This window comes from Ideonella sp. (genome assembly GCF_041287625.1).
Lineage (GTDB): Bacteria > Pseudomonadota > Gammaproteobacteria > Burkholderiales > Burkholderiaceae_C > Ideonella.
In genome coordinates this window covers 42,150-56,642 of sequence record NZ_JBGGNH010000067.1, presented here as the reverse complement: position 1 = coordinate 56,642, position 14,493 = coordinate 42,150, and the positions used below count along the sequence as shown (strand labels likewise).

At 61.7% G+C, this 14,493-nt stretch carries 15 protein-coding genes; all 15 read right to left on the bottom strand.

Features of this window, described 5'->3' with window-relative positions:
* Window positions 1–83 precede the first annotated feature (83 nt).
* On the bottom strand, window positions 84–659 hold the full coding sequence (gene gmhB / locus ACAH41_RS24740; RefSeq protein WP_325650555.1) for a D-glycero-beta-D-manno-heptose 1,7-bisphosphate 7-phosphatase: 576 nt from the start codon (window positions 657–659) through the stop codon (window positions 84–86).
* Window positions 656–1,171 (bottom strand): D-glycero-beta-D-manno-heptose 1-phosphate adenylyltransferase, encoded by a 516-nt coding sequence (gene rfaE2 / locus ACAH41_RS24735; RefSeq protein ID WP_325650554.1) that lies wholly within the window; start codon window positions 1,169–1,171, stop codon window positions 656–658. The genes gmhB and rfaE2 overlap by 4 nt, the downstream gene beginning before the upstream one ends.
* The gene (gene rfaD / locus ACAH41_RS24730) at window positions 1,168–2,181 is read right to left on the bottom strand and encodes an ADP-glyceromanno-heptose 6-epimerase (protein WP_325650553.1); all 1,014 of its coding nucleotides are present in this window, start codon (window positions 2,179–2,181) and stop codon (window positions 1,168–1,170) included. The genes rfaE2 and rfaD overlap by 4 nt, the downstream gene beginning before the upstream one ends.
* Complete coding sequence (gene rfaE1 / locus ACAH41_RS24725) at window positions 2,178–3,116, bottom strand: D-glycero-beta-D-manno-heptose-7-phosphate kinase (RefSeq protein ID WP_325650551.1); 939 nt, start codon at window positions 3,114–3,116, stop codon at window positions 2,178–2,180. The genes rfaD and rfaE1 overlap by 4 nt, the downstream gene beginning before the upstream one ends.
* A 2-nt stretch (window positions 3,117–3,118) precedes the next feature.
* Entirely contained in the window at window positions 3,119–3,697 is a 579-nt protein-coding gene (locus tag ACAH41_RS24720; protein WP_325650550.1) for a D-sedoheptulose 7-phosphate isomerase, read from the bottom strand.
* A 204-nt stretch (window positions 3,698–3,901) separates the two neighbouring features.
* Window positions 3,902–4,957 (bottom strand): NAD-dependent epimerase/dehydratase family protein, encoded by a 1,056-nt coding sequence (locus ACAH41_RS24715; protein WP_325650548.1) that lies wholly within the window; start codon window positions 4,955–4,957, stop codon window positions 3,902–3,904.
* An 8-nt stretch (window positions 4,958–4,965) separates the two neighbouring features.
* Window positions 4,966–6,054, bottom strand: a complete 1,089-nt coding sequence (locus tag ACAH41_RS24710) for an NAD(P)-dependent oxidoreductase (protein ID WP_325650546.1) — start codon at window positions 6,052–6,054, stop codon at window positions 4,966–4,968.
* Window positions 6,047–7,078, bottom strand: a complete 1,032-nt coding sequence (gene dmpG, locus ACAH41_RS24705) for a 4-hydroxy-2-oxovalerate aldolase (protein WP_325650544.1) — start codon at window positions 7,076–7,078, stop codon at window positions 6,047–6,049. Before dmpG ends, ACAH41_RS24710 begins: the two co-directional genes overlap by 8 nt.
* 5 nt (window positions 7,079–7,083) lie before the next feature.
* Window positions 7,084–7,962 (bottom strand): acetaldehyde dehydrogenase (acetylating), encoded by an 879-nt coding sequence (locus tag ACAH41_RS24700; protein WP_325650542.1) that lies wholly within the window; start codon window positions 7,960–7,962, stop codon window positions 7,084–7,086.
* 17 nt (window positions 7,963–7,979) lie between these two features.
* The gene (locus ACAH41_RS24695; protein ID WP_325650540.1) at window positions 7,980–9,800 is read right to left on the bottom strand and encodes a thiamine pyrophosphate-binding protein; all 1,821 of its coding nucleotides are present in this window, start codon (window positions 9,798–9,800) and stop codon (window positions 7,980–7,982) included.
* A gap of 5 nt (window positions 9,801–9,805) precedes the next feature.
* A complete protein-coding gene (gene rfbH / locus ACAH41_RS24690; protein ID WP_325650538.1) occupies window positions 9,806–11,152 on the bottom strand; it encodes a lipopolysaccharide biosynthesis protein RfbH in 1,347 nt (448 codons plus the stop codon).
* Entirely contained in the window at window positions 11,149–12,222 is a 1,074-nt protein-coding gene (gene rfbG / locus ACAH41_RS24685; protein WP_325650536.1) for a CDP-glucose 4,6-dehydratase, read from the bottom strand. Before rfbG ends, rfbH begins: the two co-directional genes overlap by 4 nt.
* 4 nt (window positions 12,223–12,226) lie before the next feature.
* Complete coding sequence (rfbF, locus tag ACAH41_RS24680; protein ID WP_325650534.1) at window positions 12,227–13,000, bottom strand: glucose-1-phosphate cytidylyltransferase; 774 nt, start codon at window positions 12,998–13,000, stop codon at window positions 12,227–12,229.
* 33 nt (window positions 13,001–13,033) lie between these two features.
* Entirely contained in the window at window positions 13,034–14,023 is a 990-nt protein-coding gene (locus ACAH41_RS24675) for an FAD-binding oxidoreductase (protein ID WP_325650532.1), read from the bottom strand.
* Window positions 14,024–14,045: 22 nt separating this feature from the next.
* Window positions 14,046–14,429 carry a MarR family EPS-associated transcriptional regulator gene (locus ACAH41_RS24670; protein WP_325650531.1) on the bottom strand — a complete coding sequence of 128 codons (384 nt, stop codon included), beginning with the start codon at window positions 14,427–14,429 and terminating at the stop codon, window positions 14,046–14,048.
* Window positions 14,430–14,493: the final 64 nt, after the last annotated feature.

The following is a 14,493-nucleotide window of genomic DNA, read 5'->3' as shown; positions in this document are numbered from 1 at the left end:
TATTCAGTGCACTTGGAATGGATCAGCTCTGACAAACGGACTCCGCCGAGTACTCCGCGCGCAGGCCACTGGAAGATCACACGTCATTGCGCCCAATCGGCCGCCGAGAGCAGCATGTCCACGCAATCGGTCAATTTGTCAAAAACCGCGTCGACATCTGCTTTTGCAAGGGCGACAACAGACTCCGGATTATCGGAGTGAACCAAGAACGCTCGCCCGACGCCAGCTAAACGGGCCGCGGCAATGTCGGAAGGTTTGTCGCCGACGAGGATAGAGTCCGCCAGCGATAGGCCATGCTCAGCCGCTGCGCGTAAGATCATGCCGGGTGCAGGCTTGCGACAATCGCAATCGACGGCCAGCGTCGGCACACGCCCATGTGGGTGGTGCGGGCAGTGGTAGACGGCAACCGCCGCAGCATCGACGCCCGCTTCAGCCAAAGCCTGGAGCATGCGCCCGGTGAGCGCTTGGAACTGGGCCTCGTTAAAGTAGCCGCGCGCAATGCCTGACTGGTTCGTCACGATGACAAGCCTCCATCCTGCTCGCTGCAACCGCGCCATGGCCTGCGCCGCGCCGGGGACGAACTCGAACTCCTCCCAGCGATGCACGTAGCCACGGTCGATGTTCACCACACCGTCGCGGTCGAGGAATGCCGCCCTCATTCGCGCAGCTCTGTAACTGGGCCAGGGACGGCATCTGCGCGAATACGTCGCACCAGTGAGCTCGTGGAATAGCCATCAACAAACGGAATCGCAAGAGATCGACCACCCCACGAGCGGGTCAATGCCGTCTCATCAAGTGCCTCCATGTCGTAGTCGCCTCCTTTGACGTAGATGTCGGGACGTAACTGCGCGAGCAGCTGCACAGGCGTGCGCGAGTCGAAGAACGCGACAAGGTCGACCGACGAAAGCGCCGAGAGCACGAAAGCACGATCCATCTCCGCGTTCAGTGGGCGATCCGGGCCTTTGCCAAGCATGCGCGCGGAAACATCACTATTGAGGCCTACGACAAGCGCGGCGCCTAATGCTCGCGCTTGGTGCAGATAGCTGACGTGACCACGGTGCAAAATGTCGAAAACGCCATTGGTGAACACAAGCGGACGCGGCAGCGCTGCGACACGCGATGCAAGCATCGAGTCGTCGACGACAATCTTTTCCAAGAGCAAGCGCGTCATGCTTGCCCCCGACGAGATTCATCGTTCTCGTGCAGCCAGCGTGCATAGCGAGAAACGCCGGTGGCGACATCAGCGAACTCGTGATGGCAGCCCGCGCGGCGCAGGTTGCCAAGGTCCGCTCGCGTAAGGCACTGGTACTTGCCGACCAGCGCGTCGGGAAACGGTATGTACTCAACCAGCCCGTGCCGCACCAACTCAGCGAGAGGCAATGGCGCCTCGCCACTCAGTTCGCGCGCGGTATTGACACTCGCGAGCGCAATCTCATTGAACGGCTGAGCCCGACCCGTGCCAAGGTTGAAAATACCGCGTGCACCTGGGTTCTGCAGGAACCATAGGTTCACGGCGACAAGGTCGTCCACAAACACAAAGTCACGCGACTGCGCGCCCGGCCCGTAACCACCGTACTCACCGAAGAGGCGTACGCATCCCTCGTCACGGAACTGGTTGTAGTGATGAAACGCGACTGAAGCCATGCGGCCCTTGTGCTGCTCGTGCGGGCCGTAGACGTTGAAGTAGCGGAAGCCCACTACCTGCTGCGGTGCAGCTTCGATCATGCGGCGTACAACGTTGTCGAACAACAGCTTCGAATAGCCATAGACGTTCAACGGCTGCTCGTACGCCGGCTCCTCACGAAAGGTGTCGCTACCGCCGTAGGTTGCCGCAGAGGACGCGTACAGCAAACGTGTCCCCTGAGCCATGCAAGCGTCGAGCAGATTTTTCGAGCAACGGTAGTTGTTCTCGAGCATATATCGGCCGTCGTGCTCCATCGTGTCGGAGCAGGCTCCCTCATGAAATACCGCGTCCACCTTCCCGAAAGCCCCTGCAGCGAACTGTCCATAAAACTCTGAACGATCAAAGTAGTCAGAGATCGTCGCCCCGCTGAGATTTTGATACTTGTGACCATCCGTCAGGTCATCGACCGCAATGACGTCGTCGATGCCGATTGCATTCAGTCCGCGGACGAGATTGGCGCCGATGAAACCGGCAGCCCCTGTCACAACCACTCTCATGCAAACAACTCCTCGTAGGAAACGCTCGCTGTGCCGAACTTGCCGACCACGATCGAGCCGGCCCGGTTGGCGATAGGAACCGCGTCGCGCAGGCCAACGCCGCAAGCGAGCATTGCTGCCAGCGTAGCAATGACCGTGTCGCCAGCCCCTGTGACATCAAAAACCTCGAGCGCCTGCGCTGGAACGTCGAGCCGGGCGCCGGCCGTAAACAACGTCATGCCTTCTTCTGATCGCGTCAGGAGCAATGCCTCTAGGCCCAGCTTGTGACGCAGCGATTGCGCACGTTGTTCAAGGTCCGCTTCATCATGCCAACGGCCAACAACTTCGGCGAGTTCGGCACGGTTGGGCGTCAACACCGTCGCGTCGGCGTAGCGGGCGTAGTCACTACCCTTCGGATCAACGAGTACCGGTTTACCTGCCTTGCGGGCCAGCTCGATCATGCGCGGAATGTGGGTCAAGCCGCCCTTGCCGTAATCACTGAACAGGATGGCGTCGCAATCGGCCAGGGCCTTCTCGAAGGAAACCAGCATCTGCGCCAGCACTTCGTGGTCCGGCTTGTTCTCAAAATCGACACGCATGAGTTGCTGAGCGCGACCTATGACACGCAGCTTCACCACAGTCATCAGTTGAGCGTCCCGTCCCAGGAGCGTCGAGACGCCCTCGCGTTCCAGCAAACGCTCGAGCGCTGCGGCGGGAGCGTCTTCGCCAACCACTGTCATCAGCGTCGAAGAAACACCGAGACGCCGCACGTTAAGCGCCACATTTGCGGCCCCGCCGAGGCGGTCTTCCTCGCGCGTGACACGCACAACCGGCACAGGTGCCTCTGGCGAAATTCGCTCCACGTCACCGAACCAGTAGCGGTCCAACATGGCATCACCCACGACAAGGACGCGTGACTTGGCAAGGCGGGACTTGTCGGGCACGGTCATGGGCATGCTCACTCCGCAGCGCAGAGGCCAAGGCCTCGCTCAATCTGGCCACACAGGGTGTGGCCGATGAGAATGTGGGCCTCCTGGATTCGCGCTGTGGTCGGGCTCGACACGATGATGGTCACGTCGCACAGCGCCCTCAGCTTGCCACCCGAGCGCCCCAGCAAGCCAATCGTGTGGATACCCATTTCCTTTGCAGAAGTCACTGCGCGCAGCACGTTCTCAGAGTTGCCTGAAGTCGAGATGCCAACCAAGCAATCCCCGGGACGTCCCAGTCCTCGCACCTGGCGATCAAAGACGTGGGCAAACGAGTAGTCATTGGCGATGCAGGTCAGCGCCGACGTGTCAGTGCTGAGCGCAATCGCTGCGAGCGGACGACGGTCATCAACGAACCGGCCCGTGAGTTCTGCGGCAAGATGCTGACTGTCAGCCGCCGAACCGCCATTGCCGCAAAACATGACTTTATTGCCTGCACGCAGCGATTCAACAAGCACAGCGGCAGCGGCGTCCACATCGGCCGACAAGCTATGCAGCTCGGCGAACAACGCGAGATGTTCTTTTAGATTGTCAAGATACAGCGAGCTCATCAAGCTTCCTAAGGAAATATCAGGGACGAATAGATAGAAATGGGGGACAAATCCCATGAGAACCAAGTGACAAGAAGCAACGCAGTGCCACTGTCAAACCGCAAGAATGGCTTGAGGTGTCCCCGCCCTTAAACTCTGTACCCATGTCCTCAATTTCAGATAACACTGGCAATTTATTCATGAATGACAAGATGTCGCGGGACATCAGACTAATCGAGGGTCAAAACTGCGGACGGTACGCCGAAACCCTTCCGAAAGACCTGTCATTGCTTGCCACCCAAGCGCCTCGATACGAGCCACATCAGGAACGGATCGATTGACCTGGCTTTGCAGATAGCCAGTCGGTGCAGCCGTCGAGCCTGCCAGCTCTACCTTGAGACCCAGATCCGGAAACAGCTGTGTCATCAAATGAGCCAGATCCCGTATCGATGTCTCGGCAGCCGGATTGCCGACGTTGTATGCCTTGCCTGCCTCGCCCTTGAGCAACGCAGTGAAGAAGCCAGTCGTCGCGTCCGCCAGATAGCAGAACGGCCGCATCGCGAGGCCATCGCTCTTGAGCACGATATCGCGTCGCGCCACGACATCCGCCACAAAATCAGCGAACACCCGTCCATCGGTCAGACTCATACCGGGGCCGTAGGTATGGAACGGGCGAACGATGCGGGCGGGCACCCCAAATTGTTGGGCCCACGAGACGCACAAGGTTTCACCCATGCGCTTGCTCTCGCCGTAACAGGCACGCACGGTAGCCGGATCGAGAAAGCCGAAGTCAGTCTCGGTGAGTCGACGCGAGCTATCGACGGGCACGCCGTAAACCTCGCCGCTGCTGAAAAAGAGGAAAGAGCGGGTCTCGCCGCCAGCAGCGTGCCGCAGCAGGTGACTCGTGCCGATGGTGTTGGCTTCCAGCGTGCCGACTGGGTCGACGCCGTAGAAGCGAGGGCTGGCCTGGCTCGCCGCATGGACGATGTAGTCGGCGGCCATGAGATCGGGCGGCAATGGCGTCGATACGTCGTGCTCCACCAGCGTCAGGCCAGCATCGAGCAGGTGCGCCAACCTCGCGGCGGCGCGCTCGCGGCTACGCACCAAGCCGACGATCCGCATCCCGGCGCCACGCCTATTAAGGACGGCCAGTGTCTCCACCATGTACGCAGGCAGGAAGCCCGAGGCGCCGGAGATAAGGACGGTCGAACCGTTGAGTTCGTCCCAAGGCAAGGGCTGGGCCAGGATGCGCTGCACATCCTCCGCGATCACCGGATTCATGGCCACGCTCATCTGACTCCCTGATGGTCCCGCAGGCGACGCATCACACCCAGGCGTCGCGCATGCCAATGCAAGGACTTTTCGATAGCAGCCTTCACGCCAACGGTCTGGCGCACACCCAGGGTTGCCATGGTGTGCGCAAGATCGGGAAAGAAATCGTGATTTCGGCCGCTGGCTCCGGGCCGGCTCTTATGGACCTGCTCCGGAGCGGATGCAATCAGGGATGCGACGAGCGACGCCACATCGGAATGGCTAATGGGCTCCTCTCCGCCGAGGTTGTAGGCCTCACCGTCTCGCCCATCGAGCAGAAGTTTCAACAACCATGCCGCCGCGTCGCTGCCGTACAGGTAGCCGCGCCGCGTCGCACCATCTCCGTGAATGCGGATGTTGTTGCCTGAAAGTGCGTCGCGCATGAAGTTGTTCAGTGCCCACGGTGCGTCAAGCGCTTGGTAAGGCCCAATGAACGTGAATGCGCGAGCGGTGCTCACCGGAATTCGATATTGGCTTGCGTAGGCCGTAGTCAAGCTCTCAGCGGACCGCCTCGCTTCCGCGTACACGTTGTGCAAACGCGTGAAATCGAGCGCGCCGATGGCGCTCTCATTGAGCGCCCGATCGCCCGGCACCCCGCCGAGCACCAAGCCGGAACTGATGTTCACGAAACGCTGCAGAAGTTCGAGTCGCGCAGCGGCCGCCAGCGCGTGACCGACACCGTGCACGCTGGTCTCAAACACCTGGCGCGGGTCCGAGGCGTGCATGCGCGGATCTGCATGGCCTGCGGCGAACAGCACAAGCGTGGTGTCGCGTGCGAGCTCGAACGGCGAGCGCACGTCCATCGTCTGCGCTGATACGAAATCATGGTTCAGGTGAGGATGTGCCTCCAGCCAAGCCGCAGCGCTGCGGCCAAGCAGGTCGATGCGCACTTGGCTGCCAAGGTCCTTATTGAGCGCGGCAACGGCCTCGGCAAGCCAGGCTCCAACGAATCCTGTGCCTCCGACGACGGCGATGCGATGCCCGGTCAAGCGCTTGGATAAGTCCCCCAAGCCCCCCAGCGAAACAAGACAGTCATTGCGCAACGATTGCTGGAGCTCGTCAAGCATGTTCAGCGCCTTCGCGGGCTTTGCTGGCCTTCAGCTCCAGCGCCACTTCGAGGATCAGGCTCTCCTGGCCCGCAACAGCGTTGCGCCGCCCGAGCTCGAAGAAGATGTCTCGCGGATCAACGCCGTGTTCCGCTCCAATGCTGTTCACCTGCTTGATGAACCCGGAGAACACGCCGGACATGCCACTGACGATGCTCGTCGAAGAGATGTACGGCAGCGAAGGAATCATTGTTTTCTCGGCGAGGTCAGCCGCATCGAGCATCTTGTAAAGGTCGATTCCTGTCGAATAGCCCATCTGCTGAAACACGGCGACCAGCACCTCGAGTTGGGCATTGCCGGCTCCGGCGCCGAACCCGCGCGCACTGCCGTCAATGATCGTGGCGCCCGCCTCGACGGCCGCTACAGAATTTGCGATGCCCATGCCGAGGTTGTTGTGCGCGTGGAAGCCCACGGGGATGTTGAGCGCGTCGACCAGCGCGCGGATACGGCGTGTAACCTCGGCCGGCAGGTAGGCACCCGCCGAATCCATGATCACCAGACCCTCGGCGCCGTAGGCTTCCATCTTGCGCGCCTCGTCCGCGAGCGTCTCGGGCGAGGCCATGTGGCTCATCATCAATACGCCGTAGACCTCCTTGCCGCTTTTTCGGGCGAAGTCAATGTGGCGCTGCGTGATGTCGGCCTCGGTGCAGTGCGAGGCGATGCGGAAGACATCTACGCCAAGTTCCAGCGCCATCGTGAGGTGGCGATGGATGGTGCAGAAACCCGGAATGGCGTGGATGGCCATCTTGGACTTTGTCAAGCTCTCACGCGCCGTGCGAAGAATTGTTTCGTCGGTCAGCAGGCATTCGCCCACCAACATGGACGAGGCCCCAAGGCCGTTGCCGTGTCCTACTTCGACGATGGGAACGCCAGCGTTGTCGGCCGCCTTGCAGTAGGCAGCAAAGTTTTCCTTGGTGATCTGATGGCGCACAGCGTGATTGCCGTCCCGCAGGGTCGGGTCGCTGATGAGGATCTGCTTGCTCATGTCGGTCACCTCCCACCCTGGCGGGCGATAGTTTCAGCGATGCCAATGGCGGCACAGTTGATGATGTCAAGGTTGCCAGCGTACCGCGGCAAGTAGTCACCGTTGCCCAGAACCTTGACGGTTGTCATGACCTTGCCGCCTTCGATTGTGGGCGGCACGATCAGCTGATAGCCCGGCACGTACGCGACGATGCGAGCCATCATTTCATCGACCGAGGCTCGAATTGTCTTCAGGTCCGGATTGCGGATCTTCGCGTAGATGGTCGTCTGCATGTCGATGGGCGGCCGTGCTGGATTCAGGATCAAAATGGCCTTGGCCTGCTTTGCGCCACTGAATTTCAGCAAAGCCTGTTCGGTCGTCTCGATGTATTCGTCCAGATTTGCGCGGGTGGCTGGCCCCGCACTGCGCGATGAGATGCTGGAGGCGACTTCGATGTAGTCGATGTCGTCCTGAACAGCTGCGATCGCATTGGCGATCGGCACCGACGCCTGGCCGCCGCAGGTGATCATGTTGATGTTGCGCGCGCCGCTGGCCACGATCTGTTCGGAATTGATGGCCGGCACGCACAGATCGCCGACCTTGGCGGGCGTCATGTCGATCACGGTCTTGCCCAACCTCTGCAGCACGGGCCAGTGTTCGAGATGCGCGGCTGCGGAAGTCGCGTCGAAGACGATGTCGATATCGTCGGCCTGCGCCACGATGCCGTCGAGGCCACGGTCGGAGATGTTGACGCCTAGGTTACTGGCCTTCTGCATGCCGTCGGATCGGAAGTTGCGACCGACGAAAAGGGTGCATTCCAGCGCCTCGGACCGCATGGCCTTAATCAACAGGTCGGTACCGATGTTGCCGGTGCCGAGGATGGCAACACGCGCTTTCTTGATCATGAATTTCCTTCTTGGGCTCAACGCAACGACGTCGACTTCGGATGCACGCCAACGATCATGGCGTCGGTCAGCGCCTCGAGCGACACGAGCGGTGACAGGTCCTCGAGCGGTGGCGACACGAGATCGCCGTTGGGCTTGGCAACGAGACCCAGCTTCGGCGTGAAGAGCTGTTCGGGGTGCATGAAAACCTCGCAGATGACGGGGCCTTCACAGGCCTGGACCTTCGCCAGCACGTCATCGCACTCTTCCCAGCCGCGGATCTGGAACGCCGGCATGTCGAAAGCCGCGGCGAGTTTGCTGAAGTCAGGACACGAAATGCCGGAGGACTTGGTGGTGCCCACGTAGCCCGCCTTGTTGAACAGCGCGTTCTGCGTATGCTTGATCATCAGATAGCCGTCGTTGTTGAAGATGAACAGCTTGATCGGCAACTGATGGTGCACGATGGTCTGCAGCTCCTGCAGGTTCATCATCATGCCGCCGTCGCAGTTCAGGCACATCACCTCGCCGCGATCGGTGGCAAACGACGCGCCGATCGCCGCCGGCAGGCCATAGCCCATCTCGCCGAGGCCGGTCGAAGTCATCAGACGCTGGCCCGGGCCGAACTTTAGTACCTGGTGGCCACAGAGCAGCGCGGTGCCCATGTCGGTGACCACGACCTGATCGGGCTTGAAGAAGCCGTTCAGGCGCTCCATGAAACGGTACGAATTGATGAAGCCTGCCGGGTCGGCATGCTCCTCGCCCACCCACGGGAACTCGCGCTGGTAGGCCGTACAGCGCTCATTCCATGCCGCCTTGGAACCCACGCCGCCGGTGACGGCTTCGGAAAGCTCACGCACGAACACGCCAGCGTCCGCGCGGATGTATTCCCGAACGCGCGAGGCCAGCTTGCGGCCCTCCTCAAGGTCGATGTCCACCACGTCGATCTGCGCGCCACGCGCCAACTCGGTGAGGTCGTAGCCAACTTGGGGAATAGCCAGACGGGTACCGATCGCCAGCACGTAGTCGCAGTTCTGCAGCGTGAAATTCGCCGCGCGCTGGCCGTAGACGCCAGCGCGGCCGGCAACGCGCGGATGGCTGGAGTCGAGCATGTCGATGCCCGCCCAACTCACGAGTGCCGGCAGGTCGAGTTTGTCGAGCAGCGCAGGCAGTTCCTCGACGGCGCCGGCCAGTCGGATGCCGTTGCCCAGCCACAGCAATGGCCGCTCGGCCTTGCGCAGTGCCTCGACGATGCGCGCCATGGCGCCCGCAGGCACCGGTGTCGGCTTGTCGGTCGGCGATATGAAACGCTGGAGCTTGCTGGCGTCGATGCGCGTCGACTGAATGTTCATCGGGATCTCGACGTAGGTCGGACCCGGCCGGCCTTCGAGCGCGACGTGTGCCGCCTTCTCCAGCTCCAGCAGCGTCAGCGCCGGATCAAGCACGCGCACCGAGCTCTTGGTGACCTTCTCGACCATGCCCGACGAATCGTAGCCTTGCACGCCCCACATGCGCAGCAGCGGGCTGTCGCTGGTCATGTACTTCGAGTTCTCGTTGCCAGCGATGACCAGGCCGGGAATCGAGTCGGCCCAGGCCGAGACGATTCCCGTCACGCCGTTGGTAGCGCCACCGCCCGTGGTCAGCAGCGCAGCGGCGAGCTTGCCGTGCATGCGGTAGTAGGTCTGCATGGCCATCGTCGCAGCCTGCTCGTGGTGGACGCAGACGATCTCGGTGTAGCCGTGCCGGCTGATCGATTCGAACAGGTGAACATTGCCCGCGCCGATGATGCCGAACGCGTGGCGGATGCCCAGTTCCTCGAGCAGGATCGCAACCTGGTCGCTGACTTTGACTTCGTTGGTCATGGTGATCAGAAATTGAGGCCGAAGAACTCTTCGAGCTTGTCGACAACGTAGTCGAGCTGTTCGTGGGTCAAACCCGGCCACACGCCCAGCCAGAACGTCTGGTTCATCACCGTGTCGGTGTTCGTCAGCTCACCGCTGACGCGGAAGTTGCGGCCGATCATGTAAGGCTGGCGCGTCAGGTTGCCTGCGAACAGCAGGCGCGTGGCGATCTTGTTCTGGTCGAGGAAGTTGATGAGGTCGGCGCGCTTGACGCCGGCGTCCTCCTTGAGCACCAGCGGGAAGCCGAACCACGACGGCTCAGAGTTGGGCGTCGCCTCGGGCAGGTGCAGGAACTGCCCGCAGCTGGCCAGGCGTTCCTTCAAGTACTTGAAGTTCGCCTTGCGCGCGGCGATGAAGTCCTCCACCCGGTCCATCTGCGCCAGCGCGCAGGCAGCCTGCATGTCGCTGATCTTCAGGTTGTAGCCGAGGTGACTGTAGGTGTACTTGTGGTCGTAGCCTTCCGGCAGCTCGCCCAGCTTCCAGCAGAAGCGCTTGTTGCAAGTGTTGTCCTTGCCGGGCGGGCAATAGCAGTCGCGACCCCAGTCGCGGAATGATTCGGCAATGAGCTTCAGCTCGGGGTCATTGGTGAACACTGCGCCGCCCTCGCCCATCGTGATGTGGTGCGCGGGGTAAAAGCTGAGCGTGCCGATGTCACCGAAGGTGCCGACCAACTGGCCGTTGTACTTCGCCCCGAGTGCGTCGCAGCAGTCCTCGACGAGCCACAGCCCGTGCTTCTTGCAGATCGCGGTGACAACATCCAAATTGAACGGATTGCCCAGGCTGTGCGCCAGCATGATCGCCTTGGTCTTTGGCGAGATGGCGGCTTCGATCTTCGAGGCGTCGATGTTGTGCGTCGCGAGATCGACGTCTACAAAGACCGGCACGGCGCCGAACTGCAGGATCGGGTTGACGGTCGTCGGAAAGCCGGCAGCGACGCCAATGACCTCATCACCCGGCTTGATCGCGCGCTCACCCAGGCGATCGGAAGTTAGCGTCGAGAAAGCCACCAGGTTCGCGGACGAGCCGGAATTAACGGTGATCAGGTGCTTTACACCGAGGAATTTCGCGAGGCGTTCCTCGAACATCGCGTTGAAGCGGCCCGTGGTAAGCCAACCGTCAAGGCTGGCCTCGACCATCAACTGCAGTTCCTTTGCGCCGATGACCTTGCCCGAAACAGGCACCGCACTCTCGCCCGGCACGAATGGCCGGGGGGCGTGCACCACATCGGAGAACTGCTGGACCAGCGCCGCGATCTCGGCGCGCAATTGATCGGGGGTCTTCTTGACGAAATTGATGGGGGCTGCGGTCGTCATGCAATGCTCTTCGAGTCGTGTGTGTATTGGGCAATCTGCTGCAGGCACAGGGCGCGCACGTCCTGCTTGGCCAGCCAGGCCTGATGCCAGGTGACGATGTGGCGCAGTGCGTCGGCAAGGCGCCAGCTGGGTTGCCAGCCCAGGCGAGCCCTGGCCTTGGAAATGTCGAGCTTGAGGTAGTTGGCTTCGTGCGGATGCGTGCCGCCGTCGAGCTGCCAGCGGGCGCCGCGACCCCACTGGTCGACGAGCTGCTCGACGATCCACTGCACCGGGCGTGCATCCTCTTCGCGCGGGCCTAGGTTCCAGCCTTCAGCGAAGGAGGCGCCACCTTCCCACAGCCGCTGAGCCAGCACGAGGTAGCCGGCCAGCGGCTCCAGCACGTGCTGCCAGGGGCGCGTGGAATGCGGGTTGCGAATCACCGCCGGCTCGTTGCGCTCGAACGCGCGCAGGATGTCGGGCACCAGGCGGTCGGTCGCCCAGTCGCCGCCGCCAATGACATTGCCCGCGCGTGCGGTCGCCAGCGCCGGGCCGCCCTGCTGGAAGAAGGACTGGCGGTAGGCACTGGAGACAAGCTCGGCACAACCCTTGCTGTTGCTGTAAGGGTCGTAGCCGCCCATGGGTTCGTCTTCACGGTAGCCCCAGGCCCACTCCTTGTTCTCGTAGCACTTGTCGGTGGTCACGTTGACGACCACGCGCACGCTGGGCGTCTGGCGCACGGCTTCCAGCAGATGGACCGTGCCCATGACGTTGGTGGCATAGGTCTGCACCGGCTCGGCGTACGACAGCCGCACCAGCGGCTGTGCCGCCATGTGGATGACGATGTCGGGCCGGAACGCCACCATCGCCGAGCGCAAGGTCTCCAGGTCGCGGATGTCGCCCACCGAACTTGCCATGCCGTGGCCGACGCGCGCCTCGGTGAACAGGTTATGCGGGCCCTCGGGCGCCAGCGCCAGGCCTTGCAGCTCCGCGCCCAGACTCTGCAGCCACAGGCTCAGCCAGCCGCCCTTGAAGCCGGTGTGACCGGTCAGGAAGACGCGCTTGCCGCGCCAGAACGATGCGTCGACGCTCATGCGCTCAGTCCCATTTCTTCCACGGCGCGCGTCCGGAAGCCCACAGCTCTTCGAGGTGGTGCTTGTCGCGCAAGGTGTCCATCGGCTGCCAGAAGCCGCCGTGCTCGAACGCCATCAACTCGCCCCGGTCAGCCAGGTTGACCAGCGGCTCTTGCTCCCAGATGGTCGAGTCGTCTTTCAGTTCCGAGAGCACCTTGGGCGACAGCACGAAGAAACCGCCGTTGATCATTGCGCCGTCGCCCTTGGGCTTCTCGCGGAAGCTGTTGACGCGGCCGTCCTTCATGTCCAGCGCACCGAAGCGGCCTGGAGGGAAAGTAGCGGTAAGCGTGGCCGCCTTACCGTGCGCACGGTGGAACGCGATCGACGCCGAGATGTCGATGTCGCTCACGCCGTCGCCGTAGGTGAAGCAGAAGGCCTCCTCGTTTTCGACGTACTTGGCCACGCGGCGCAAGCGGCCGCCGGTCATCGAGTCATCGCCGGTGTCTACCAGCGTCACGCTCCACGGCTCCGCGCGCTTGCTGTGCACTTCCATCTTGTTGTGCGCCATGTCGAAAGTGACGTCGGACATGTGCAGGAAGTAGTTGGCGAAGTACTCCTTGATCACATAGCCTTTGTAGCCGCAGCAAATCACGAAGTCGTTAATGCCGTGGTGGGAGTACATCTTCAGGATGTGCCAAAGGATAGGCTTGCCGCCGATCTCGACCATGGGCTTGGGCCGTGTCGCTGTTTCCTCGCTGAGCCGGGTGCCAAGGCCGCCGGCCAGAATCACTGCCTTCATTGGAGTCCTCACCTACAGGGGAAAAAAGCCGGCTCAGTTGGAGCTGACAAAGGCATCAAAGAAAAACCGTTTGGGATCCAGCCCGGCCGCCAACAGCTTCTGCTGCGCACCGTGGATCATCTGTTCTGAGCCGCATGCGTAGACCGCCGCGTTCGCCAAGTTCCGAACTTCGGCCAGCAGCACGTCCTGCACATGGCCGCGTGCACCCGTCCAACTTGCATCGGCACGAGACAGCACAGGCACGTATCGCAGTGTGGCGAGCGATGCAGCAGGATCAACGTATAGGTCGGAAGACTGTCGACCGCCCCAATACAGGGTCACAGAGGCCGGCTGCACTTCTGCAGGCATCTCGGCCACTTGCGCCAGCATGGACAACATCGGCGCAATGCCGGTGCCGGTGCACAACAACATGAGGTCCAGTCCTGCTACCGGACGAAGGAAGAAGGTGCCGCGCGGCCCGACAAAGCGGAGCAAGTCGTTGGCCTTGGCCTGCTCGAACAAGTAGCGGCTGAACTCACCGTGCTCCACCTGCCGGATCTGCAGCTCAAGCTGTCCAGCTCTCGCCGCCGCACTCGCGATTGAGTAGCTGCGACGCACGCCTGTCGGGCTGGTCAGGTCAATGTACTGCCCTGCCAGAAAGCGGAAAGCCGCAGTTGGCGGCAGGCGCAGCACCACGCGCAACACATCTGGTGCCAAACGATCCAGCGAGGCGATGCGCGCTGGCAAGGTCTTGGACGCGATGCCGGCCAATGCGCCAAGGTCTTCGATGTCCAACTGCAGATCGCTGCGCGCCTCGTGTGCACAGGTCAGGATCCACCCCGCTTCGGCTTCCTGCTGAGACAAGGCCGTAGCCTCACGCAGCAGCCCCACATGGCCTGATATCACTTTGGCCTTGCAACTGCCACAACGACCGGTGCGGCAACTGTGCTCAATGACAACCTGCTGAGACAAGGCTGCATCCAACACCGTGCTGCCGGGCTCGGAGATAAACTGGAGGCCACTGGCCAAGGTCACGATGGTCATGAATAAGAACGTGCCCAATGGCTCAATTGACAGTGTCAGGCGCGCGTGAACCTGAAGCTTGCTCACCCAGGACCGCCCGCAGACGATCAATCTCGTCACGCAACAACTCGAACTCTTGCTCCTTGCGACGAAGAAAGCTTTGCGTCAGTTGCAAGCGATGGCGCACGCCATCCGGCGTCAACACATAGAGGTAACTCAACTTGCTGTCACTACGCCGAAAATTGCCTGCCTTCACCAAACCCTTGTCGAACAAGGCCTTCAGCAAGTAGTGCGCTTTGCCGAGACTGATGCCCATGGCCTGCGCCAGCCGCCTCTGAGAGTACTCAGGGTGCTGCTCGATCAGACTCAACAATTCCAAATGCGAGCCTTGAGTGTCCGATCTGTCGGAAGGCGAGTGTTCAACCATTGAACTGCGATTGTAACCCAACGGGTTCCGCCGTCATCGACAACAGTCGGGGGCCCCACAGGGC

Excerpts from the sequence above, each read along its gene's own strand:
- gmhB (WP_325650555.1), bottom strand. The coding sequence starts at position 659 with ATGAGGGCGGCATTCCTCGACCGCGACGGTGTGGTGAACATCGACCGT.
- rfaE2 (WP_325650554.1), bottom strand. The coding sequence starts at position 1,171 with ATGACGCGCTTGCTCTTGGAAAAGATTGTCGTCGACGACTCGATGCTT.
- rfaD (WP_325650553.1), bottom strand. The coding sequence starts at position 2,181 with ATGAGAGTGGTTGTGACAGGGGCTGCCGGTTTCATCGGCGCCAATCTC.
- rfaE1 (WP_325650551.1), bottom strand. The coding sequence starts at position 3,116 with ATGCCCATGACCGTGCCCGACAAGTCCCGCCTTGCCAAGTCACGCGTC.
- ACAH41_RS24720 (WP_325650550.1), bottom strand. The coding sequence starts at position 3,697 with ATGAGCTCGCTGTATCTTGACAATCTAAAAGAACATCTCGCGTTGTTC.
- ACAH41_RS24715 (WP_325650548.1), bottom strand. The coding sequence starts at position 4,957 with ATGAATCCGGTGATCGCGGAGGATGTGCAGCGCATCCTGGCCCAGCCC.
- ACAH41_RS24710 (WP_325650546.1), bottom strand. The coding sequence starts at position 6,054 with ATGCTTGACGAGCTCCAGCAATCGTTGCGCAATGACTGTCTTGTTTCG.
- dmpG (WP_325650544.1), bottom strand. The coding sequence starts at position 7,078 with ATGAGCAAGCAGATCCTCATCAGCGACCCGACCCTGCGGGACGGCAAT.
- ACAH41_RS24700 (WP_325650542.1), bottom strand. The coding sequence starts at position 7,962 with ATGATCAAGAAAGCGCGTGTTGCCATCCTCGGCACCGGCAACATCGGT.
- ACAH41_RS24695 (WP_325650540.1), bottom strand. The coding sequence starts at position 9,800 with ATGACCAACGAAGTCAAAGTCAGCGACCAGGTTGCGATCCTGCTCGAG.
- rfbH (WP_325650538.1), bottom strand. The coding sequence starts at position 11,152 with ATGACGACCGCAGCCCCCATCAATTTCGTCAAGAAGACCCCCGATCAA.
- rfbG (WP_325650536.1), bottom strand. The coding sequence starts at position 12,222 with ATGAGCGTCGACGCATCGTTCTGGCGCGGCAAGCGCGTCTTCCTGACC.
- rfbF (WP_325650534.1), bottom strand. The coding sequence starts at position 13,000 with ATGAAGGCAGTGATTCTGGCCGGCGGCCTTGGCACCCGGCTCAGCGAG.
- ACAH41_RS24675 (WP_325650532.1), bottom strand. The coding sequence starts at position 14,023 with ATGACCATCGTGACCTTGGCCAGTGGCCTCCAGTTTATCTCCGAGCCC.
- ACAH41_RS24670 (WP_325650531.1), bottom strand. The coding sequence starts at position 14,429 with ATGGTTGAACACTCGCCTTCCGACAGATCGGACACTCAAGGCTCGCAT.